Source organism: Flaviflexus sp., from assembly GCF_052087705.1.
Classification (GTDB): domain Bacteria; phylum Actinomycetota; class Actinomycetes; order Actinomycetales; family Actinomycetaceae; genus Flaviflexus; species Flaviflexus ciconiae.
In genome coordinates this window covers 1-20,746 of sequence record NZ_JBQCYC010000033.1, presented here as the reverse complement: position 1 = coordinate 20,746, position 20,746 = coordinate 1, and the positions used below count along the sequence as shown (strand labels likewise).

The 20,746-nt window shown below is 58.3% G+C and carries 17 protein-coding genes; 9 read left to right on the top strand and 8 right to left on the bottom strand.

Annotated elements, in window-relative coordinates; genetic code table 11:
• Nucleotides 1-422 precede the first annotated feature (422 nt).
• From ACTHUY_RS11620 to ACTHUY_RS11610, 3 genes are all read left to right on the top strand, one after another.
• Entirely contained in the window at nt 423-1,124 is a 702-nt protein-coding gene (locus ACTHUY_RS11620) for a Crp/Fnr family transcriptional regulator (protein ID WP_441678964.1), read from the top strand.
• A gap of 137 nt (nt 1,125-1,261) precedes the next feature.
• The gene (locus ACTHUY_RS11615; protein WP_441678962.1) at nt 1,262-1,870 is read left to right on the top strand and encodes a riboflavin synthase; all 609 of its coding nucleotides are present in this window, start codon (nt 1,262-1,264) and stop codon (nt 1,868-1,870) included.
• A 210-nt stretch (nt 1,871-2,080) separates the two neighbouring features.
• Nucleotides 2,081-2,557, top strand: a complete 477-nt coding sequence (locus ACTHUY_RS11610) for a cupin domain-containing protein (RefSeq protein WP_441655601.1) — start codon at nt 2,081-2,083, stop codon at nt 2,555-2,557.
• Between the two features lie 169 nt (nt 2,558-2,726).
• Here ACTHUY_RS11610 and ACTHUY_RS11605 read toward each other — a convergent pair whose 3' ends face one another.
• The 4 genes from ACTHUY_RS11605 to ACTHUY_RS11590 all read right to left on the bottom strand — a co-directional run bounded on the left by ACTHUY_RS11605 (nt 2,727) and on the right by ACTHUY_RS11590 (nt 6,580).
• Nucleotides 2,727-3,557: a phosphoenolpyruvate hydrolase family protein gene (locus tag ACTHUY_RS11605; protein WP_441655600.1), complete on the bottom strand. Its 831-nt coding sequence runs from the start codon at nt 3,555-3,557 to the stop codon at nt 2,727-2,729.
• Nucleotides 3,554-4,780 (bottom strand): Tm-1-like ATP-binding domain-containing protein, encoded by a 1,227-nt coding sequence (locus ACTHUY_RS11600; RefSeq protein WP_441678960.1) that lies wholly within the window; start codon nt 4,778-4,780, stop codon nt 3,554-3,556. The genes ACTHUY_RS11605 and ACTHUY_RS11600 overlap by 4 nt, the downstream gene beginning before the upstream one ends.
• A gap of 127 nt (nt 4,781-4,907) precedes the next feature.
• Nucleotides 4,908-5,729, bottom strand: a complete 822-nt coding sequence (gene nadE, locus ACTHUY_RS11595; RefSeq protein ID WP_441678958.1) for an ammonia-dependent NAD(+) synthetase — start codon at nt 5,727-5,729, stop codon at nt 4,908-4,910.
• 461 nt (nt 5,730-6,190) lie between these two features.
• On the bottom strand, nt 6,191-6,580 hold the full coding sequence (locus ACTHUY_RS11590; RefSeq protein ID WP_126704384.1) for an RNA-binding S4 domain-containing protein: 390 nt from the start codon (nt 6,578-6,580) through the stop codon (nt 6,191-6,193).
• Between the two features lie 909 nt (nt 6,581-7,489).
• Here ACTHUY_RS11590 and ACTHUY_RS11585 point away from each other — a divergent pair.
• Nucleotides 7,490-8,815: a hypothetical protein gene (locus tag ACTHUY_RS11585; protein ID WP_441678956.1), complete on the top strand. Its 1,326-nt coding sequence runs from the start codon at nt 7,490-7,492 to the stop codon at nt 8,813-8,815.
• A 209-nt stretch (nt 8,816-9,024) separates the two neighbouring features.
• On the opposite strand, the gene ACTHUY_RS11580 is transcribed toward ACTHUY_RS11585, so the two are convergent.
• From ACTHUY_RS11580 to ACTHUY_RS11570, 3 genes are all read right to left on the bottom strand, one after another.
• A complete protein-coding gene (locus tag ACTHUY_RS11580) occupies nt 9,025-9,996 on the bottom strand; it encodes a hypothetical protein (RefSeq protein ID WP_441676038.1) in 972 nt (323 codons plus the stop codon).
• Nucleotides 9,997-12,075: 2,079 nt separating this feature from the next.
• Nucleotides 12,076-14,250 (bottom strand): acyl-CoA dehydrogenase family protein, encoded by a 2,175-nt coding sequence (locus ACTHUY_RS11575; protein WP_441678954.1) that lies wholly within the window; start codon nt 14,248-14,250, stop codon nt 12,076-12,078.
• Nucleotides 14,213-14,824, bottom strand: coding sequence for a TetR/AcrR family transcriptional regulator (locus ACTHUY_RS11570; RefSeq protein ID WP_126704389.1), 612 nt, complete (start codon nt 14,822-14,824; stop codon nt 14,213-14,215). Before ACTHUY_RS11570 ends, ACTHUY_RS11575 begins: the two co-directional genes overlap by 38 nt.
• Before the next feature lie 69 nt (nt 14,825-14,893).
• On the opposite strand from ACTHUY_RS11570, the gene ACTHUY_RS11565 reads away from it, so the two are divergent.
• The 5 genes from ACTHUY_RS11565 to ACTHUY_RS11545 all read left to right on the top strand — a co-directional run bounded on the left by ACTHUY_RS11565 (nt 14,894) and on the right by ACTHUY_RS11545 (nt 19,642).
• Nucleotides 14,894-16,171 (top strand): acetyl-CoA C-acetyltransferase, encoded by a 1,278-nt coding sequence (locus ACTHUY_RS11565; protein ID WP_441678952.1) that lies wholly within the window; start codon nt 14,894-14,896, stop codon nt 16,169-16,171.
• Nucleotides 16,172-16,194: 23 nt separating this feature from the next.
• Nucleotides 16,195-17,532: a 3-oxoacyl-ACP reductase gene (locus tag ACTHUY_RS11560; protein WP_441678950.1), complete on the top strand. Its 1,338-nt coding sequence runs from the start codon at nt 16,195-16,197 to the stop codon at nt 17,530-17,532.
• Complete coding sequence (locus ACTHUY_RS11555; protein ID WP_441678948.1) at nt 17,529-18,407, top strand: MaoC/PaaZ C-terminal domain-containing protein; 879 nt, start codon at nt 17,529-17,531, stop codon at nt 18,405-18,407. Before ACTHUY_RS11560 ends, ACTHUY_RS11555 begins: the two co-directional genes overlap by 4 nt.
• 160 nt (nt 18,408-18,567) lie before the next feature.
• Nucleotides 18,568-19,059 carry a PepSY domain-containing protein gene (locus ACTHUY_RS11550; protein ID WP_441655590.1) on the top strand — a complete coding sequence of 164 codons (492 nt, stop codon included), beginning with the start codon at nt 18,568-18,570 and terminating at the stop codon, nt 19,057-19,059.
• A gap of 250 nt (nt 19,060-19,309) precedes the next feature.
• On the top strand, nt 19,310-19,642 hold the full coding sequence (locus ACTHUY_RS11545; RefSeq protein ID WP_206501642.1) for a winged helix-turn-helix transcriptional regulator: 333 nt from the start codon (nt 19,310-19,312) through the stop codon (nt 19,640-19,642).
• Between the two features lie 91 nt (nt 19,643-19,733).
• On the opposite strand, the gene ACTHUY_RS11540 is transcribed toward ACTHUY_RS11545, so the two are convergent.
• Nucleotides 19,734-20,746: IS256 family transposase (locus tag ACTHUY_RS11540; RefSeq protein ID WP_441678946.1), on the bottom strand; the 1,013-nt coding region annotated here is incomplete at its 5' end.

Here is a 20,746-nt window from a genome sequence, read left to right as displayed (position 1 = left end):
ATCAACGATTTCAAGGTGGCGAACGAGGTTACAGTTTCGTCCCGCTTGGGGCACCACCGGAAACGGCGAGATACCGAGAGGATCTCGCCGTTTCCTCATTCCTAGGAATCGAGCCGTGACACGGGCACAGCGCGGCGTACATGCGATGGGTTATGACGCGAGCACGGGTTTGCCGAACTCTTCGCCTGTTTGTTCATCAATCGGAGTTCCAACTTGATCTGGATCAAGGCGGATCGTTTGTGCTCCCCATAGTGTCGGTGGTGTAGATGGAGCAGTGCTACCTGGCTCCACTTGTGAAGGAATGCAGGTCTCGTCACCGTATCGGGGCGCGATTAGCTTCTAGCGGCATAGGGTGGTGGGACGGTTATTTAGCTTGTGGCCTCGTAGCCGAACGGACTATGGGGTCAAAGGGAAGGAATGCGATGAGTACGGATGCCGAGACCCGGGAGAGCGACCTGTGTGTCAGCAGGGTTCCGCTGTTTCAAGGGCTCTCCTACGAAGAGCAGCTCGACGTTGCCGGCGTGGCGCAGCCGACGAAGAAGTCCCGGTCAGAAAGCCTTTACACAACGGGAAGCAGCATCTCTCAGCTCATGGTGGTCCACACGGGCTACGTCAAGATTTCCCGCACCACTGCAGATGGTCATGAGCAGATCATCCGAGTCCTCGGCCCCGGCGACTTTATCGGTGAATCCGCATTCCTGACGGGAGCCCGCCCCGACCATTCGGCTACTGCCCTTGAGCCTGCCGAATTGTGCGTGTTCCGCCACCGCGACCTTGGCAAGCTCGTAGCAAAGCACCCAAGCATCGCACTCCGCATGCTTCAGGGCGTCAGCCAGAGGCTACAACAAGCAGAAAACCGGCTCGAGGCCGTGATCTCCGGTGACGTAAGTTCCCGACTTGCCGACTACCTCCTCGATCTTCCTGCCCAGCGGGCAGACGACGGCAACCTCATAGTCCGTCTTCCTCTCGCAAAGAAGGACATTGCTTCCCTTCTGGATACAAGCCCAGAGTCTCTTAGCAGGCAACTCCGTTCGTTGACCGAGGCTGGGATTATCAGTCAGACACCGAAAATGGTGACGTTCCTCGACCTTGACCGCCTCCTCGCGCTCTCTAAGCAGAACTAACTACAGGCACAACTCCGAGAGGCTCTAGGACCCGTGGGAGATTCACGCCCACTGTTAGGCTGGCGGAATCTAGCGGAAAACCTACCGCCTGGCAGACATCAAATGGTTTGCGAGCGGCTCAGTCAAAGGAGGCCAGCGTGTTCACCGGGCTTGTTGAAGAAATCGGAACTCTTCTTGAGATCATTCCCCAGGAAGGCGGGGAAGTACAGATTGAGATCAGCGGCCCTCTTGTGGCATCCGATGCTGGACTGGGTGACTCGATCTCCGTTGACGGAGTATGCCTGACGGTTGTTGATCTTCCCGGTGAAGGTAGGTTCACGGTTGAGGTGGTCCCGGAGACGCTGACTAGAACAACTCTTGGCCGTGCTGCCACCGGAACCTCGGTGAATCTCGAGAGAGCCCTACCTGCGGGAGCTCGGCTCGGTGGTCATATTGTTCAGGGGCATGTTGATGGCATGGGAGAGCTACTGACCCGCACCGATGGTGGCCGATGGGAGGACCTGACCTTCTCGGTGCCAGCGGACCTTGCTTACCTTGTTGCCGAAAAGGGGTCGATGACGGTCTCGGGAATTTCGCTAACGGTCACCGCGGTGACCGAGAACAGCTTTTCCGTTTCGCTCATTCCCGCCACGCTCGAAGCAACGATCCTGGGAGGGCTGCAGATCGGAGATCGGGTCAACCTCGAAGTCGATGTCATCGCTCGCTATGTCGCGCGACTGATGGAAGGCAAAGAAGTAGCCGGGTAAACCGGAGTCGTTACCGAGTGAACTGACGTCGGGACCACATTCGTCCGCTGCCCTGATCGAAGTGGTACGCGATATAGCCACGATCGAGGTTGGGTAAAGGCGAGTATCCCAATTCGGCGGAATGTCGGTCTTTTCCCGGTTTTGCAAGGAATTTGTGAGCGCCGGGGAGTACACTTGAATCACACGTTCGATTGGAAGGTTACGGAAGCGATGACGATCAAGGATATTGGCCCCGCGCCCCACGCATTCGATATTGAGAATGCTACGCGCGACAACACGAACTATCGGACAACGGTCTGGTCAGGGAAGTACCTTCAGGTCACTCTCATGTCCATCAAGCCCGGGGAATCAATCGGCCTGGAGGCACATCCGGACACCGACCAGTTCCTCCGCCTCGACGCCGGCGTTGGCAAGTGCGTCATGGGTCCGACGGAAGACAACCTGAACTTTGAGCAGGAAGTCTCGGATGGTTGGTCCATCCAGGTCCCCGCCGGAACTTGGCATGACGTCATCAACACGGGCGATGAGCCGCTACAGCTCTACACCGTCTACGCACCCGTCCACCACGCTGCTGGAATCATCCACGAAACTGATGAAGATGCGGAGCGTGACGAGGACTTGGGCGTCGACGTTCCCCCTGAGTGGTCCGTCCAGCCCGACAACCGGGAAGACGATCAGCACGCCTAAAGCGAGGCTCGGTGGCCGATCCTCCTCGGGAGGATAAGTCTCAGAAGAAGAATGAGCCACGACCTCCGAAGAAGGTCGAGTAGCTAACGTCGCAGGGGTGGTGGAAAAGGCTTTTTGGCCCATCCACCGCCCCTGCTATTGCATTGAGGCTCGGTGACCGCGTGTGCGGTTAGCGAGTGATGGCCTTGAACTCCTCGGTCTGTGCCTTGATTCCCCGCTCTGCTGCGAAGCGCTCAATCGAGGAGGCGCCGAAGAAGCCGGCCAGTTCCGGAAGTGCCTTGATGACATACTCGGCATCGGCCGGCTCGGCAATCGGGCCGCCATGGCAGATAACGAGGATGTCAGGATTTGCTTCCTTGCCGGCCGCAATGATGTCCCTGATGCGATCGACGCAATCATCGAGGGTGAGGGCCGTCTGTGCGCCGATCGTGCCCTTGGTTGTGAGACCCATGTGCGCAACGAGGACGTCAGCACCGGCTTCCGCCATTGCCCTTGCGTCGTCAGCATTGAAGACGTAGGGGCAGGTAAGCATTCCAAGGTTATGGGCCTCCCGGATCATCTCCACTTCGAGGCCGTAGCCCATGCCCGTCTCTTCGAGGTTTTGACGGAACACGCCATCGATCAGGCCAACGGTCGGGAAGTTCTGAACACCGGAGAAGCCTTGGGCCTTCAGGTCCCGGAGGAAGCTCGGCATGATGCGGAACGGATCTGTGCCGCAGACGCCCGCGAGAACGGGGGTGTTCGTGACGACGGGAAGAACCTCGGATCCCATTTCCACGACGATCGCGTTGGCATCGCCATAGGGCATGAGGCCGGACAGGGACCCGCGCCCCGCCATGCGGAAACGGCCGGAGTTGTAGATGATGAGCAGGTCAGCACCGCCAGCCTCGGACGACTTGGCTGTGATGCCGGTGCCGGCGCCAACACCGAGAAGAACTTCGTTCTTCTCAACTTTGGAGGTGAAGCCCGCGACAATCTCCTCACGGCTTTGAGTGTTCATTTCTGAATTCCTTTCGAGTTGTTGATGAGTGCAATGAGTCTCTCCGCCGCCGCTTCGGCGAATGCTGGATCGTTAATATCGGTATCCATGGTCTCGATTGTGACGTGCGGGTTTGTGACTGTAGCGGTCAAGGAGTCGAAGAGAACCCGGTCCGCCTCCGGATCGTAGAAGGGGCCGCCTTCCGTTGCGATTGCCGAGAAGCCCCGTAGCGGAAGTAGGACGTCGGCGGGTGCCTCGGCGAGGTTCAGCTTCTCACCGAGAGTTGTGCCGAGTTGAGCGTTCTCTTCCGGCGTTGTCCGCATCAGCGTGACCTGCGGATTGTGTGGATAGAAGGTTCGGCTACTATAGCGTTCAGGGACTGACTCGGGACTACCGAAATTCACCATGTCCATTGCGCCAACGGACACGACCTGCGGTAAACCGGCTCTTGATGCGGCCTCGCTCCTGTTCGGTCCCGCGGCGAGAATCCCGCCAAAGAGCTCATCGCACCATTCCGTCGTTGTCAGGTCGAGAACCCCAACGAAGTAACCGTCTTCGATGAGTTTCTCCATAGAGCGGCCGCCCGCACCCGTCGCGTGGAAAACGACAACGTCATAGCCGCGCTCCTCAAGATACTCTTGGGCGTGGGAAATGCAGGGAGTGGTGACACCGAACATCGTTGCTGCGATATGCGGTTTCGCGTTCTCGTGCTCTTCGCGGGTGCTCTTGAGCATGCCGATTGTCGCATGAACCGCATTGGTCAGAACATCCTGAAGGATTGAGTTCAGTCCCTGGACGTCCACGATTGAAGGGAACATGGCGAGGTCGGAGGTGCCGACATACTCAGCAACATTTCCTCCCGCCATCGTCGACACCATGACTTTTGGCACTCCGACGGGAAGCTCCCTCATGCCCGCCGTGGCCAGGGCCGTTCCCCCCGAGCCGCCGAGCGAGAACACGGCATCGATCGTGCCCTTGGCGTACAGGTCCGAGATAATCGTTCGCACCCCGGATGTCATGGCAGCCATAGAGGCTCCGCGATCCTTGGAATCAACAAGTGCGGTGAGTTCGGCACCGCCCGCACTGGCGACGACGTCATTGGAAATATCGGTTGGGATCTCCGAGGGGAACGTCCCCGCGTGGATCATGGTGGTGGAAATATTTTGCTCCTCAAAGATCTCTCGACAAAACTCAAACTCCCGACCTTTGGTGTCGAAAGTTCCGACGAGCGCAACGTTTGCCATAGCCCCTGCCTTCTCCATTGAATACGATGGTGTGTGACTTAGCTTATATGAGGTGTGGCCGGGGTAAGCAGACGAAGGTCGGTAACAGAGTTCGGTCAGCGAGCGTCCTCCTAGAACGGGCGAAGTTTCAACGCCACCACGTGTCGGAGGGAGTTGCGGGCATGCGCCTCTTGTGCCGGGAACGAACAAAGTACCGTTCAATTGCTTCCGCAATTGCTTCGGGAACGTCCTTGCCCTCGAGATAGTCGTCGATGTCGGCGTAGTGAAGGCCGAGCTCGTCCTCGTCTGTTCGCATCGGATTATCATCGAGCAGGTCGGCGGTCGGCACCTTGTTCCACAGGTATTCGGGTCCACCAAGGGCTTGGGTGACGGCCCGGACTTGGCGTTTGTTGAGGCCTGCGAGGGGAGTGATGTCGGCTCCACCGTCACCGTACTTGGTGTAGAAACCTGTCACTGCTTCGGCAGCGTGATCGGTGCCGATCACGAGAAGGTTTTCGTCGCCGCCCACCGCGTACTGGGCAATCATCCTCATTCGGGCCTTCGTATTGCCCTTGTTGAAATCCGACATGCGCTGATCGGCCGCAAGGTCGTATTCCTTTTCGAAGGCGTCCACGGCCGGCCCAATGTTGATCGTGACCCTGCGGTCCGGGTTAATAAAATCGAGTGCGCCCTGCGCGTCATCCTCATCGGCCTGTATGTGGTGGGGAAGCCGGACGGCAAAGAACTGGACTCCTCCGCCACTCTTTCTTACTCGTTCAACTGCGAGCTGGGCGAGGCGCCCACCGAGCGTGGAATCAACACCACCGGAGATCCCAAGAACGAATCCGCGGGCCCCCGTCGCCCCCAGGTAGTCGGCAAGGAACTGGACTCGCTTTTCGATCTCCTCCGCGGGGTCGATAACGGGCTTAACTCCGAGCTCCGCAATGATCTTTTCCTGCAACTCACGCATGTTTAGAGACTACCGCACGGGCCTGTGGACATAGTCTCGACTTTTGACCTTTGTCTGTGGATAACTACCGTTTTTCGGTGGATAATCCCGGTTTTTCTGTGAATTTCTGTGGATGACCGGTGGATAACTTTGTGGATAGGATTGGGAATTTTGAGTTACACGTATGTCTTTCAACAGGTGAGAAGTGAGCCGCCTGTGGATCTGGACAAAGGTTGTGACAAAGTCTTGAGGGCTCCTGAGCAGGTCAGAGTGTCGCCGACCGAATGTGTGTAACCGCGCGCGCTGGTATCGCAGATGCACGGGTCCGCGGTGTCGCAGAAACCACGGCGAAGCTGCCTGTGAAATGGCTAAACGACAGGTGGAGGTAGGTAACCCGATATGAAAGTCGGTACATCAACAAGGGACAGACACTCCAGGGCGCCCCGGTGCGAGGGGCCGGACTGAAGGACAGCGATTGAGTCTCAGTCTTCGAAGCGTCCCCAGTTGGCATCCAAGCCTCGCAGCCTGTCCATTTCCCTACGTTCCTTCTTCGTGGGGCGCCCCGCCCCACGTTCTCGCTTGAACAGCGGAGGCATGAACACCTTTTCCCGCGGCGGCGTGTGGTCGATGTAGCACCCCTGTGCAATCGGGGCGCTCGTCCTTTTCACGATGAGTTTCGTGACTTCAAGAATTCTGTCCTGTCCTTCGATCCGCAGTCGGATTTCATCCCCAACTTTTACTTTTTGGGCTGGCTTTGCGGGATCTCCGTTGACCCGCACATGTCCCGCCTTTGCCGTATTTGTGGCGAGTGTGCGCGTCTTTAACTGCCGTACGGCCCACAGCCATACGTCGACTCGAACGCTTTCACTCATGTAGTGATTGTAGTTCGAGCCAGCGCCGAGCCTGAGAAGGATGTGTGAAGACGAGAACTTCGACGTGCTTGAACATGTGTGGATGGGAGTCGGTGAACCCTCGGAACTTGTTGCAGGCTGACCATGCCCACCGGAGAATGTGTTGTCGGTTGGTGAAGACGGTGCGCAACGGAGGTTCAATATTGCCGTTCCACAGGACAGTGCGCCGCACCGAACGGTGAATAGTTCGTTTGATGACCCGATACACCTGGATACGAGCGGGATAGTTGAGGAACACAACGTGAGTGGCCCTCTCCAGAAGGAGCGAGCGCGCGGACCGGTACTCCACTCCATCACCCACCGTTGCCCACGGGTCAGCTCATCAACGCGCTCTTCAAAGTCCGGCAACGGTATCCAGCCCTGCCCGTGGTAGAGGTAGTCGATTTCCGTGAAGGGCAGATTGAGTGCCAGAGATAGTTCCCGGCACAGGGAAGTCTTGCCGGACCCGGAGGAACCGGCTATGAGGATTCGAAGGTTTTCGTTACCTGTCATCCTGTTTCTCCCGTCGGGATCGTGGTCCACTTTGGCTGGAGCTGGCCGGCCAGTTAGGGATCAAGCTTCTTGGCTGTGCAGCTCGCGACCCTCTTGCTTGACAGTCAGATGGAGTGCTGACCGACCCGGTTACCGCTGTCTGCGGCGATAGCGAAATCATGGCACAAGGGGCTTAATGTGGGGGCGGCGATACCGTCGTGAATTGCGACAAAATGACATCCCAGTCGGCTGTGAACTGACTGAAAGCTTTCAGATGCATGCCCAATGAGAGTTTTTCGGTGCCAGATCAGTGTTATTTACTTAACCTGTCACCTATTTCACGACAGATCCTTGTCAGTTGGTCACCTCCGGTTAACTTTGCCAGTTAACAGTAGATACATGACAATTGCGGACAGAGGAACGAGACATGCCACCCGGGCAAGTCTCGTCGACGAATTCCGCGCTGTTGTTGCCCGCACAGGGATCCTCAACATTGTCGATGTAGCATTCGGCGGCAGGGCTCTCGACGATGGGGTTGGGCTACCAGGGGGAGTCTTAACTTTCCAAGCTCCCGGTGATGACTGTGCCGAATGGATGATCGTCGCCGGTTCCTCAGATGTTGATCCCTGGATCCACGTCGACAGCGCACCGGAATGGGTGCAGGGAGCCTTCGATGTTACCGCTCGCCCGGCCCTCGTTGCGTGGGGCCAGCCAGGTCGCTGGGAAACCTCAGAGGGCCGTATCGAACTCGAAGAGGCCGGTCATGTCGCCATTGCAGATCTGGAGCGGCCCTGGCTCACCGACGGTATTGCCGATGACATTGCTCCGGTCTTAAGCAATGAGGGGACTCGTGAGCATTTCAGAGAGATGCTGCCCCGCTGGGAACCCGATGTTCTAGCTATTGCAGATATGGACTCCTTGAGTTCTGCCGCGTGGAATGCTCTCACTCAGCCGGAGCCCACACTGAATCGGGTCCGGTCCGCCGCCTCGCTGCATGCGCTACACAGTCACGTCCATCTCCTCAAACCAGAAGATCGCGGCATCAGTGCGGCCCTCGACCTTGTTGGTCGGCTCTGGAACGAGTACGTGCCCGGCAAACCCAGGCCGCTCGACGCTGTCTTTGGGCCCTACGATATTGCGCCGCGCCGAGCGAACATCGAAGAGAAGCTTCACAACGCGAACCGGCAGCTCGTGTGGGGATGGGCTATTGCCGCCATGGCAGAAGCCGCCAGCGGCACCCCGACGGAGCAACGCCGCTTCATCTTCGACAGCCACGGCCTGCTTGCTCGCGAAAACGGCTCGTGGGCACGCCTTGTCGGCTTCGACAGCCAACGCCTGGCGATCACCGGCCACGACGATAAGTCAGCACAAACCAATTCCGCAAACACTTGCGAAACCCGTCGTTATGCGAAGCCCTCGTGGGCCCCGGACCTTGCCGGTTCCTTCGGCGGACAGGAAGCCTGGACGGTGCGAGGCTTTTGGCGGGGCGAGCAAACCACCGGGCCCCTGGAGACCATGCCGGGCATGTCGGTCCTGTCCAACATCCGCCCAAGCCGGGCACCGAACCTTCCAGCTGCGCTCGCGGACGTGCCCGACCCGGTCAACCACGGCGCACAGGTGGAGGTTCTGGGGATGATGCAGGGGATGCAGGACTACAGCTGGAACGGCAGCGTTCTCGCTACCTGCCCCTTCTACGGCACAACGCCGCTCAGCTACCGGTTCTAACGGTGCGGGGCAATCAAAACCTTGGAATGAATGGGCTGGCTGCATGGTGATGGGCAACGCCTGAGCTCCTGGGAGTCATGCGTTCACGTGTGTCATGAGCACCTTCAGGTTAGATATGAGCTGTACTAACTCCTAAACTGCCCGGTGGTCCTCCCCGAATCACGCCCTGTTCATGGCGTCCCGGAGAAGTTCAGCCAGTGCACATTGACCTAGTCAGCTCGCTTCGTAACGTCGGCAATAAAGTTGTCCGCAGCCTCGTCGGTATCAACGACTGCGATATAGAAGGTATCTCCCATTCCCCGCCGGTACTGTTCGGGATTACGTTCAACAAGCCGAATGTTTGTTTGCCATCGGGAGTGAAGTGTATTCGCATGGAGGTGGTAGGTGACATCGTCCTGCCGTGATGCGTAAACCGCGATCCCCCGGTTTCCGTTCGGTTGGGGAACAACTGGGTTAAGAAGGGGATCGAGTGACGCGATTGCCGCCGCATAAACCTGGTAGGAGTCGAGTTCCTGAGCGTAGTTATGCATGTCAAGCGTGAACGCCGGGGGAGCGGACCGCGATACCCGGATAATCCGAGGTTCTGCATCAGGTGGGAAAGCGATTTGAACGTGTAGGAAAGTGAGCTTGGCACGCAGTGCCGTAGCAACGTCGCGTCCGATCTGGCTCATGACTTCCGGAACAAGGCTGAGAGTGCGGTATGCATATTCCGTTGATGACACCGCCGGCCATGCTGTAATCCCTTCGAAAAGGACTTCCCGTTCGGCTCCGACAAACCCGTCCCAGGACAGGACGGGACCCGATGCTTCACCGGTAGGGATACCTGCCTCGCGAACAATGTCGAGCGAATCAGCATCGGAGCTGCCCCAGATGATCCCTGGGATATTAAAATCGCGCCGCAGCTGAGCATCCTGACTGAGCCAATACGAGTTGTTGGATTCAAGGCGGGACGGTTTACCGTACGTATGGGCAAAGTAGGCGACCGCTCGATATACCTCACCGTAGTCTTCGAGGCTGGTCACCCGGTAATACTCAGCTAGAGACGACTTGAGGCGGTGATCCAACCCGTCATACTCAGCATCCCCGATGCCGAGGACACGGACACCCGAGGCGGCAAGATGTTCGCACAGGTTGATGTTGATCTGTGGGAAATCAGGTGAAACAAAAATGAAGTTGCTCATCGGTGTCCTAGCGTTGACTACCTAGATCCTAAAACCGAATCTATCCAGATTGGGGGAAGTTAGGAGGGACTCCCAAATGAGCAGGTCGCGGTACTTGGAGCAGTAGCACTTCTTCCTATCACTTCTTTCTGCCACTGGGTGGGAAAGTATGCCATGCCCAAGCCCCATACAAGATGCGTACTCTTCGTCGTGCGATATTTAATAGCTCGCCAGTAGCTAAGTTGCTGATGTCATACTGCACTCTGTTCACGCCTCTTGGTAAATAATTCCTGGAGATTGCCATCAACCATTCCCGCAAGGTGCACCAAGAAGGCCCGACACATTGTCATTACTCTCTTCGCCGTGGAAACATCGCGTTAGCAATATGGGAGATTGTTAAATGTCTCTGAATTTCTGTTTATTTAGGCAAGATGCCCATTTGTAAATTGCTGGAGAACAAACATGCTAAATTCAGTGCTTTAGCGCAGTTCTGTCATGTAAGGTCCAATATTGTTTTGTCTAGCGATGTTGAAATCGGGCGGCAGTCAAAGGGTTGTTTCACAATAGTTGCTGTAGTCTATGAATAAGCGGGATTTAGATGGATACTGAGTTGAGTCCCAACCTGTGTGCCTGGATTTCTGCGTTGCACGTGACTGGGAGAGAAAAGTTTGATCTTTCGCCAGTGGCGAGGAACGATCGCTGGCCTTGGTTACTCGAGGAAGCAGAGATCGCCTATCGCTCAATGGTGGAGATAGCGGGAGAGCTTCCTGGTGAGGTTGAGACACTGCGACTGTTTTCTGAGCTACTGCGAATGATTGGTGGTTCGAGCGAACCGCTCACGGCGGGACTCCCTCAAGAAGTGGTTTTGTATTCGGTCGACATGTTTGAAAGGGACCTTCTCACGGTGATTGATGAGGGCACTCTTGGCCGGTACATTTTAGCGGCTGAGCTCTCGTGGGCTGAGAACGATTTGCGGCTAGGTGAGAATTCCAGCCTAAATGAGTGGTGGTCGGTGCCTACTTACTTGAATAGGTATGGAACTCGCCTGCCAAACTTGTTCCGCGCTGCTTACCTCTTTAAAAAGTCGTTACCGCTAATTGGTGGGCTACCGCATGACACAATTCTTTGCGAAGACAGCGCGTTGGAGTTCGCTCAACGTTTGGGGCGGTACGTGAACCTGGAATCGGTGCCGGATGAACGGAGGGTTTGCCGGATTAAGTCAGGCGAAGACTTCATCAGGCTGGTGGAGAGCTATCCTGCAACGGCGACAGCACAGGGACGTGGTAGGCCAGATGTCAGTACGTCGAAGCAGATCGACGTAGTCCCAGATTGGAAGCGAGTCGGGGAGCAATTTGATGCGGTGAGTGTGGATTGTAGAACCTATCTCACTGCTTCGTGGCGCCCGCTCTCTACGTCCTACGGATTTACGCGCATCTCCGGTTGGGTTCCGGAAGCTGTCTACCTACTCAGGAGTCAGAGTGTTCATACTGCCTGAAACACAGGTGTTAAATTGTGCGGTAGAGGATCTTCGTGGTGAACAGCGGGTAGGTTTCTGTGGCTTTCATCCATCCGCAGGTAGCCGTGTATTCACTGTTTGGCGATGATAGCTGGGAATGTGCATAGGGCGCTCTTCCAGTTCTTAACAGAGAGCGCAGCGCCTTGAGTGCTGGGTTTGAAGAACCGGATCTATCGGCTGTGACGCGTTCATAATCGGATCGTGATGTATCTGGCTCATGTAAGCGTAAATGTGCTGACAAGTGGGTTCAAAGTGCTGAAGGAACGGGAGGATTCCGGGAGGGCTTATTGCAACCGTCGCTTACCGTGAGTCCGGCATAGAGGGTGATGAGGGCTTTCTCAATATTGCGCTTCATCATTCAGGTAACATCTCGATTCTGAAGCCTGGTGAACAGTTGCCACTTGACCTGATTCCGTCCGAGGCATCACCGCCGGTGTTATACGGCGGGAGGGTTGACGTAGTGACACTGGTGGCCTACAACCGGCCTATCCCTCAGGATTGATGGCGTTGCGGGTGAATGTTTGGCCGCCTCGTACCTGGGCTCCGATTACTCGGGTCTCAGGCACGAGGCGGTTGAGGTGGAACTAGCTAGCCTTATTCCGTTCGGCCTTCTTCTTTGCGTCCTGCTCCCTCTTGTAGAGGACCTTCTCATCGATTGGTGCATCGTTTGATGCTCGGTGTCTGCGGTAATAGTCTGCGGCTTCTTCCTGGCGTTGCCGTTCCAGACCGGAGGAAATCGGGGCACGCCAATGCTCTTGCGTATAACCGAAAGCGGCAACCAGGTCGAGGGCGTGGGGCCTAATCTTTGTAAGAAGGCGGTTGATGTAGTCATCAAGGGTGCGTGCCCTGCCGTGCGAGAGGTGCCCATGCATGAGATACCAGGCCAGTTCCCGCTTGATTGTTGTCAGCGCGAACAGGTCGCGCAGGCGTACGAGCACTGCCTTCGTTTCTTTGTCCTCAATTTTCTCTAGGCCGTTGTTGAAGGCCGTGAGAAGGATGAGGTCAACGTGAGCCTTCGCGGCGTCAATGAGTTCAGCCTGGTGGGAGTTGACGAGAGCCGCCGCATCCTGCTTGGACATGCTGGAGGCCTGACGCAGGTCAAGGCTCAGCTCCTCGATGAGGCCCTCTGCTCGGGCTGAGATCAGTTCCACCTGGAGCTCGGAGTCCCGCAGGGATGCTGCCGTGCGACGAACCGATCCGAGGTCGGCGGCGGATTGGAGGAGCCGGCGCCACGGGGTGTGGCGGGTTGAGATTGTTTCGGCACGGGAAGCAATGAACTTGGTGACGTCACCGGTGTCCATGTCCTTCATGGAGTTGGCGTACTCACCGAGGAGGCGCTTGCCAACAAGCTGGAGGAGGACGTGGTTGTCTCCCTCGAAGGTGGCGTAAACGTCGAGGTCGTCGTGGAGGCCAACGAGTCTGTTCTCCGCCATGTACCCTGCACCCCCGCAGGCCTCCCGGCATGCCTGGATGGTGTCGAGAGCCAGCCAGGAGGAGGTGGGCTTCAGGGCCGCTGCCATGGTCTCCAGGTCGATGCGGTTGTCCTCCGTATCTCCCTCACCGGAGAACACCTCGTGGAACGCCTGGAGCAGATCCTCCTGAGCAAAGGCCGAGGCGTATGTGCGAGCGAGGAGCGGGAAGAGTCGCTTCTGGTGCAGCTGGTAGTCGAGAAGAACCACTTCGTTGATTCCCGTGAAGTCGGCGAACTGGCGGCGCTGAGTTGCGTAGGTGACGGCGATGCCGAGGGCGAGTTCGGCAGCGCTGATCGCCGCTCCCGAGAGGGATACGCGGCCCTGGACGAGGGTGGTCAGCATTGTGAAGAAGCGGCGACCGGGGGAGGCAATGTCGGAACTGTACGTGCCGTCCGCTGCCACATCACCGTAACGGTTGAGCAGGTTCGTGCGGGGGACCCGCACGTGATCAAAGGCAAGCCGGCCGTTGTCGATTCCGTTCAGACCACCCTTCTCGCCATCATCCTCGACCGAAACACCGGGGAGGACCTTACCGTCCTCGCGGATCGGAACGAAGAAGCAGTGAACGCCATGGTTGACGCCGTTCGTGATGAGCTGGGCAAACACAACCGCGGCGTGCCCGTGCAGTGCTGCGTTACCGAGGAACTCCTTTGTGGCGGCCCGGAAGGGTGTGTCGATGACGAATTCTTCGGTTTCCGGATCGTAGGTAGCCGTGGTTCCCACGGCAGATACATCGGATCCGTGGCCGATCTCCGTCATGGCGTACACGCCGGGAAGATCGAGGCTCATGGTCGGAGCCAGCCACTTCTTGTGGTGCTCTTCGGTGCCGAGGTGGAGGATCGCGGAGGCGAACAGCCCGAACTGGACACCGGCCTTAATCTGCACGGATGGGTCACCGGCAACCAGTTCCTCAAAAGCGGCAAGGTTACCGCCGGGATCATTCGTGCCACCGAGTGACTTGGGGAGCATCTGCTCGGACCAGTTCCGTTCCGCCAGCTTCTTCAGTCGTCGGAGCGTTAGTTCGCGGTGATCTTCCTTGGAGATGTTCATGGGCCGCGCGAAATCAGGATCAGCGGCAATCGACCGGCCGTGGACCCTCATGTCGCGCCACCTACCGTCAAGAACCTTGGTGAGGCCGTCAATGTCGATCCGGTGATCGTCGTCGACATGAAGATGGGATTCGGTGGGGCTTTCGCTCGACTCGTTAGCCGAGATAGGGCCGGTGGCATTGGCCACGGCCCCTGCGTCGTTAGCTCCTGTGGGTACTGGAGGTAGTGTCGTCGTCATTGAGAACTCCCGTGAGCAGTGCTTGAACAATAAATGTGATGAGGCTGTCCTTGTCCATCGAGCGGTCCGACTCCATCCACCACTTGAACGTGGCGTTGACGAATCCGGTGGCTCCGACCGCCCACAAGTCGCGGCGGTCTTCCGGTAGCTCGTCATCCATCGCTTCCGCGATCAGAGTGGAGCAGTCGGCAAGGAACTGGTTGAGGCCCTCGGAGGGCTGAGTGATGAACCGGTAAACATTGGTGGAACTAGCCGCCGAATCCACGTACATCCGAACCATTGCCCTGATTGATTCTTCCGGGGTGGATCCCGCCCGGACGCCCTCTTCAAGGCGATGTGTCATCCGGGACAAAATCGAATCACCTAGCGCTCGCTTAAGCTCGTCTTTATCCTGGAAGTACCGGTAGACAATCGACTTCGAGGTTCCGCTCGCGGCAGCGATCGCCGCCATGGTCACATCGGGACCATCGGTATGGATCAGCTTGCGAGCAACGTCGATAAGCTCGGCACGCCGCTGTTCACGGTGGCTGTCCCAGCGCGTTGATCGCCTGTCGGTCGATGTAGTAGGGTTCACAAAACCGACGGTATCAGATACTCTCGGTATTGCATACCTTTGAAATATAAGGAAAACGAAGGAGACCTCGTGAAATATCCTCGCAATGTTGCGGTTCTCGGCGGAAACAGGATTCCGTTTGCCCGGGCTGGCAAGGCATACAAGAATGTCAGCAATCAGGACATGCTGACCGCAGCACTCGACGGACTCGTCGCGCGATTCTCTCTCCAGGGAGAACTGCTGGGGGACGTCGCGGCAGGGGCTGTGCTCAAGCACGCCAAGGATTTCAACCTGACCCGCGAGACAGTCCTCGGATCGGCTCTCGACTCCCGCACACCCGCCATCGATATTCAACGGGCCTGCGCCACGGGGCTCGACGGCATCAGCCTGGTCGCGAACAAGATTGCCCTCGGACAAATCGAGGTTGGCGTTGGCGGCGGCGTTGACTCCACGTCGGATGCTCCGATTGAGGTCAGCAATGACCTTCGGGCTCTCCTGCACCGCCTCAATACCGCGAAGACCACGAAGGACCGGCTCAAGGTTCTCAAGGACATCCGCCCCGGCCACCTCAAGCCGTCCGCACCCTCGGCTGCCGAGGTCCGCACCGGCCTGAACATGGGCCAGCACCAGGCGCTCTCCACCGAGCGCTGGGGTATCACCCGCGAAGAGCAGGACGAGATCGCCTACAACTCGCACAAGAGCCTCATGGAGGCCTACGAGAAGGGCTTCTTTGATGACCTCATGACCGGCTACCAGGGCCTGGACCGCGACGAGAATCTCCGCGTTTCGACCAGGGAGAAGCTTGCCTCCCTCAAGCCCGTCTTCGGTGGCTCCGAGGGAACCATGACCGCGGGCAACTCGACTCCGCTGTCCGATGGTGCCTCCACCGTTCTTATCGCCTCCGAAGAGTGGGCCAACGAGCACGGCCACCAGCCGCTCGCCTACATTCGCGACATCCACACTCGGTCAGTTGACTTCGTGAACGGCGCCGATCTGCTGTCCGCACCCGCGTACGCGGCCCCCGAAATGCTTGAGCGTCACGGCCTCGCCCTCGACGACATGGACTTTGTCGAAATCCACGAGGCGTTCGCGGCCACCGTCGCCATGATCCTCAAGGCGTGGGAAGACGAGGAGTTTGGCAAGAACGAACTCGGCCTGCCCGGTGCTTTTGGCACGGTCGATCCCGCCAAGCTCAACGTCTACGGCTCCTCGCTTGCGGCGGGCCACCCCTTCGCCGCCACGGGCGGCCGCATCGTCGCCTCCACGGCGAAGATGCTCTACGAGGCGGGCCCCGGAAAGCTTGCCCTCATTTCCATTTGCGCAGCTGGCGGACAGGGCACCGTAGCCCTGCTCGAATCCGCACGCTGACCTAAACCCCCGAAAGGCTACCAATGAAGCTCGACTACCTGTCCTTCGTCCGGTCCGGTCCCGGCAAGTTCATTGCCAAGAAAACCGGCCTGCCTGAGCCGGCGGACCTGCCAAGGTTTAAGGATCGGCCGCAGCCGATCCTTGGTCCCGTGCTCGTCCTCGGTAACTCGCAGGGCACGGAGGATATCGCCAATCAGCTTCTAGCCTGGGACGGGGACGTCCGCAGGCACGGCGATGAACTCGACAAGATCGGTTCAATCATTGTCGTCCTTGACGACATTGTTGAGCCGGGCCAGACCGGCCCGATCATCGCCGAACTGCCTGCCGCATTCAAGAAGATGAAGAAGGGCGGGAGAGTCATCACGGTCTCCCGCACACCGCTTGAGGATGACCCGGCCGTTAACGCGGCCCGGGCCGGCCTCGAGGGCTTTATCCGCACCCTTGCAAAGGAAGCTCGCTACGGCACCACCGCCAACGGCATCCTTGTCGACGACGATGTGGAACTCACCTCTTCCTCCGTGATCGGAGCACTTCGCTTCCTCCTCACCGCCAAGTCCGCCTTCATTACCGGCCAGACCCTGCGGGTCTCCGCCGAAGGCGGAGGCATCCCCACCCTGTGGGAACAGCACCTGTCCGGCCGAGTCGCCCTCGTCACCGGTGCCGCCCGCGGCATCGGAGCAGCGATTGCACGCACCCTCCACCGGGACGGTGCGAAGGTCATCATCCTCGATGTACCCGCCGCGGGGAGCGCCCTCACCGACCTCGCGAACGAGATCGGCGCGATTCCGTTGCAGATGGACATCACGGCCGACAACGCCGGTGAACGAATCGTTGAGGAACTGGCAAAGCGTGACCTCAAGGTCAACGTCTTCGTGCACAATGCCGGAATTACGCGCGATAAGTACTACGTCAACATGAGCGAGGACCGCTGGAACTCCGTCATTGACGTCAACATTGCCGCCCAGCTCCGCATTAACAATGCACTGCTTGCCTCCGACCGGATTGGCGACCAGTTCCGTCTCGTATCCCTGGCATCCACCTCCGGAGTTGCCGGCAATGTTGGCCAGGCAAACTACGCCTACTCGAAATCCGCCGTCATGGGCATGGTAGCGGCCCTCGGCCCGATCCTCGCCGAGCGCGGCGGCACCGCTAACGCCGTTGCCCCGGGCTTTATTGAGACTGAAATGACGGGGAAGATCCCCGCCATTCAGCGCGAAGTGTTCCGCCGTAGCAACTCCCTCAAGCAGGGTGGCCTCCCCCTCGACGTCGCCGAAACGGTCTCGTTCCTGGGTAGCCTCCCTGCGGGCGGATACGTCGGACAGACCCTCCGGGTCTGTGGACAAAACCTTGTGGGGCGATGATGGTAATTGAGCACGACAAGCTTCCCACTTTCGGCCAAACGTTCTCGGCGGCCGCCCTCCAGGCGGTCCGCATGAAGGCGGGCAAGGAGAGTGAAGGAACCCTGCCCGACACTCAGGCCAGGGCAAAGGTCACCGCTGACAGGGCCGTCTACGCTGACTTCGCTCACCTTGTTGGTGATTCGGTGGCAACCCACCTGCATCCGGGCTACATTCACGCACTCGGCTTCCCGCTCACGATGTCGCTACTGGTGCGGAAAGACTTCCCGCTTCCCCTGCTGGGAATGCTCCACATGACGAACCGGGTCACCCAGACCAGAGGTATCGAAGCTGGTGAGGAAATGGAAATGATTGCCAGCATTGGCAATACTCGCCCCCACTACGCAGGGACGCTCCTCGACTCCGTGGTAACCGTCCTTGTTGACGGCGAGGAGGTCCTTGTTGACACTGCAGGCTACCTGGTTCGTGGTTCCGAGCTGGGCGGGCCGCGCCCTGAACGGCCCGAGAGGGAAGAGTTCACTCCCGGGATTCCAACCGCCCAGTGGAAGCTGGGAGCCGACGCCGGACAGCGCTACGCAAAGGTTTCCGGTGACGCAAACCCAATCCACCTGAGCTCGCTCACGTCTAGGCCCTTCGGCTTCAAAAAGCCGATCATCCACGGCATGTACTCCGCCTCCCGTGCCTATTCAGCAACCGGAGTTGGCAGCAACGGTCCCCGTGACTGGTTTGTCGAATTTGAGGCCCCGATTGCTCTGCCGGGCAAGGTCCAGTTTGCGACCTCCCGTGAAGGCAACCGCGTTAGCTACGAAGGATGGCGCGAAGGCCGAGGCGATAAGCCAGCCAGGCGTCACTTCAACGGATACGTCGAGCGGGGCTAAGAACCGATGCTGGCAACAAGCCAGAAAGAACAATGGGAGAGCTCCCAAAAAGATATGGGAAGCTCTCCCAAAGTTCTGCCAAAGTTTGGTCAGATCTGATTAGATGAATGGTATGGGAAGACTTTGGGTCGGGATGGCTGTGCTGCTACTAGCAGCGTGTGTGCCAACCGATGAACCGTACGTTCCAAAGGCCCCCACGACCACTCCCTCAACAGAGTCAACAGAGGGCCCCGTTATCATCGAAACCGGCCCAACAAACCGGGAGATTTTTGATGCAATCGAGCGTGCCGAGAACGCTCTGGACGGCACCGCGATTGCCATTCACACTCTCATTAACTCGTACGTCGTCTCCGTCATTGTTGATGACGAGCTCTACGAAGTGACCCTTGCAGGCACCGGTATCTTCACCAATCTCATCGGTGAACAGGACCCTGAGATTGAGGACTATCTTGAAGGCCAGGTTGTGACCCTGGCGGACGCGATCGATGCTGCGGGGATATCCGTACCGGGTCGCGTCGACTCTGCCACCATCACGCTCCTTGACGAGGTGCCCGTCTACATCATCACGATCGAAGATGAAGAGGCCCTCTACGAGGTCACCGTCGACGACCTCAATGCCGAAGTGCTTGAGATCGTCGAGATCGAAGAATAGGTGGTCGTTGAGGGACCCGATTGAGGCGGTTGGTACTTAGTACATCCGGTGAGGATGAACGAAAAGCCCAGGTGCAGGCACTACTCGCCGGTAACCGTTCGGGAGACAACGGCTATTGACCGAATCTTGTCGAACTCGCCAAAACTAAGACCAAAATGCTTTGGTCGGTTTGGCGAATTCTCAACTATTCAGGGAACAGCCTGTGCCCATAGTCCTATATGTCCGAGTTTTCAGTACTTATCCTGACCTCATGGGAGGACAGACTGATCCGCGGTCTCCGGATGCTCCACTGGAGAAGTGCGAGGCAATGGAGAAGATCTACAACGTCCTCGGCAAAAAATGGATGGGACCGATCGTTGACGTCCTCCGCCAGAGACCTGCACACTTCACAGAAATTGCGACAACCATCAGCATCTCGAAACGAATGCTTTCGGCGCGCCTGAAAGAACTGTCAGAGATCGGAGTCGTTGAACGGGACGAGTCAGAGGGAGAAATCCTTTACTCGCTCACCGAAGCCGGTAAGGAGCTAGGTGCGTCTCTTGATGTGCTACGGGACTGGGCAATCGAACACATGATGGACTGACGGAGTCTTTCCGGTTGTGCCGGGAATCTCCGGACCGGGTCAAGTCCCTTTGGGTGGTGTAGCCGGTGTTCCTTCGTTGTCGGTTTGGGGGTTAGGCGGTCAGTTCGAGTGGGTCGTCGCTTACGTTTCCTGCATTGTCGGCAACGGTGTGGAAGCGGCTCGTGGCGAGGATGTCGAGTCCGAGGTAGCGTCGGCCTTCGGCCCATTCATCGGTCTGTTCGGCCAGGACGGCGCCGACGAGGCGGATGATCGCCTCTCGGTTGGGGAAGATCCCCACCGAATCGGTGCGGCGACGGATCTCGCGGTTGAGGTGCTCGTTGGGGTTGTTGGACCAGATCTGAGCCCAGACCCCGGTCGGAAAGCCAGTGAAGGCAAGGATATCGGCACGTGCGGCGTCCAGATGATCGTGAGCATCAGGCAGCTTGTCGCCGACGTAGTCTAAGAGCCGGTCGAACTGGGCATGAACACTGGCTGCGTCGGGCTGGTCGTAGACCGAGTGCAGCATCGCTTTGACTGCCGGCCAGTAGCTCTTGGGGCACACGCTCATCAGGTTCGCCGCATAATGGGTCCGGCACCGCTGCCAGGACGCACCCGGTAGGTTCGCTGCGATCGCCTCGACCAGGCCCGGGTGAGCATCGGAGGTTACCAGCCGGACCCCGCTCAGGCCGCGTGCGACGAGGTCAGCAAAGAAAGTGTTCCAGGCCGTGCCGGTCTCACTGGTTGCGACCCGCAGGCCGAGGACTTCTCGGCGCCCGTCAGCGTTGACACCGGTGGCGATGAGGACGACCGCGTTAATCACACGCCCACCCTCGCGCACCTTCATGGTCAGTGCGTCAGCAGCGACGAAGGTGAACGGGCCGGCCTCATCGAGGGGCCGGTGGCGGAACTGGTCCACGTGTTCATCCAGGTCAGCAGCCATGCGTGAGACCTGCGACTTCGATAGGGAATGGATGCCGAGGGTTTTCACGAGCTTGTCCATCCGCCGAGTGGACACTCCGGTGAGGTAGCAGTCAGCAACAACGGTGATCAGTGCGGTCTCGGCTCGTTTTCTGCGCTCGATCAGCCAAGCAGGGAAATACGTGCCCGACCTGAGCTTCGGGATAG

Excerpts from the sequence above, each read along its gene's own strand:
- ACTHUY_RS11620 (WP_441678964.1), top strand. The coding sequence starts at position 423 with ATGAGTACGGATGCCGAGACCCGGGAGAGCGACCTGTGTGTCAGCAGG.
- ACTHUY_RS11610 (WP_441655601.1), top strand. The coding sequence starts at position 2,081 with ATGACGATCAAGGATATTGGCCCCGCGCCCCACGCATTCGATATTGAG.
- ACTHUY_RS11605 (WP_441655600.1), bottom strand. The coding sequence starts at position 3,557 with ATGAACACTCAAAGCCGTGAGGAGATTGTCGCGGGCTTCACCTCCAAA.
- ACTHUY_RS11600 (WP_441678960.1), bottom strand. The coding sequence starts at position 4,780 with ATGGCAAACGTTGCGCTCGTCGGAACTTTCGACACCAAAGGTCGGGAG.
- nadE (WP_441678958.1), bottom strand. The coding sequence starts at position 5,729 with ATGCGTGAGTTGCAGGAAAAGATCATTGCGGAGCTCGGAGTTAAGCCC.
- ACTHUY_RS11590 (WP_126704384.1), bottom strand. The coding sequence starts at position 6,580 with ATGAGTGAAAGCGTTCGAGTCGACGTATGGCTGTGGGCCGTACGGCAG.
- ACTHUY_RS11585 (WP_441678956.1), top strand. The coding sequence starts at position 7,490 with ATGACAATTGCGGACAGAGGAACGAGACATGCCACCCGGGCAAGTCTC.
- ACTHUY_RS11580 (WP_441676038.1), bottom strand. The coding sequence starts at position 9,996 with ATGAGCAACTTCATTTTTGTTTCACCTGATTTCCCACAGATCAACATC.
- ACTHUY_RS11575 (WP_441678954.1), bottom strand. The coding sequence starts at position 14,250 with ATGACGACGACACTACCTCCAGTACCCACAGGAGCTAACGACGCAGGG.
- ACTHUY_RS11560 (WP_441678950.1), top strand. The coding sequence starts at position 16,195 with ATGAAGCTCGACTACCTGTCCTTCGTCCGGTCCGGTCCCGGCAAGTTC.
- ACTHUY_RS11555 (WP_441678948.1), top strand. The coding sequence starts at position 17,529 with ATGATGGTAATTGAGCACGACAAGCTTCCCACTTTCGGCCAAACGTTC.
- ACTHUY_RS11545 (WP_206501642.1), top strand. The coding sequence starts at position 19,310 with ATGGGAGGACAGACTGATCCGCGGTCTCCGGATGCTCCACTGGAGAAG.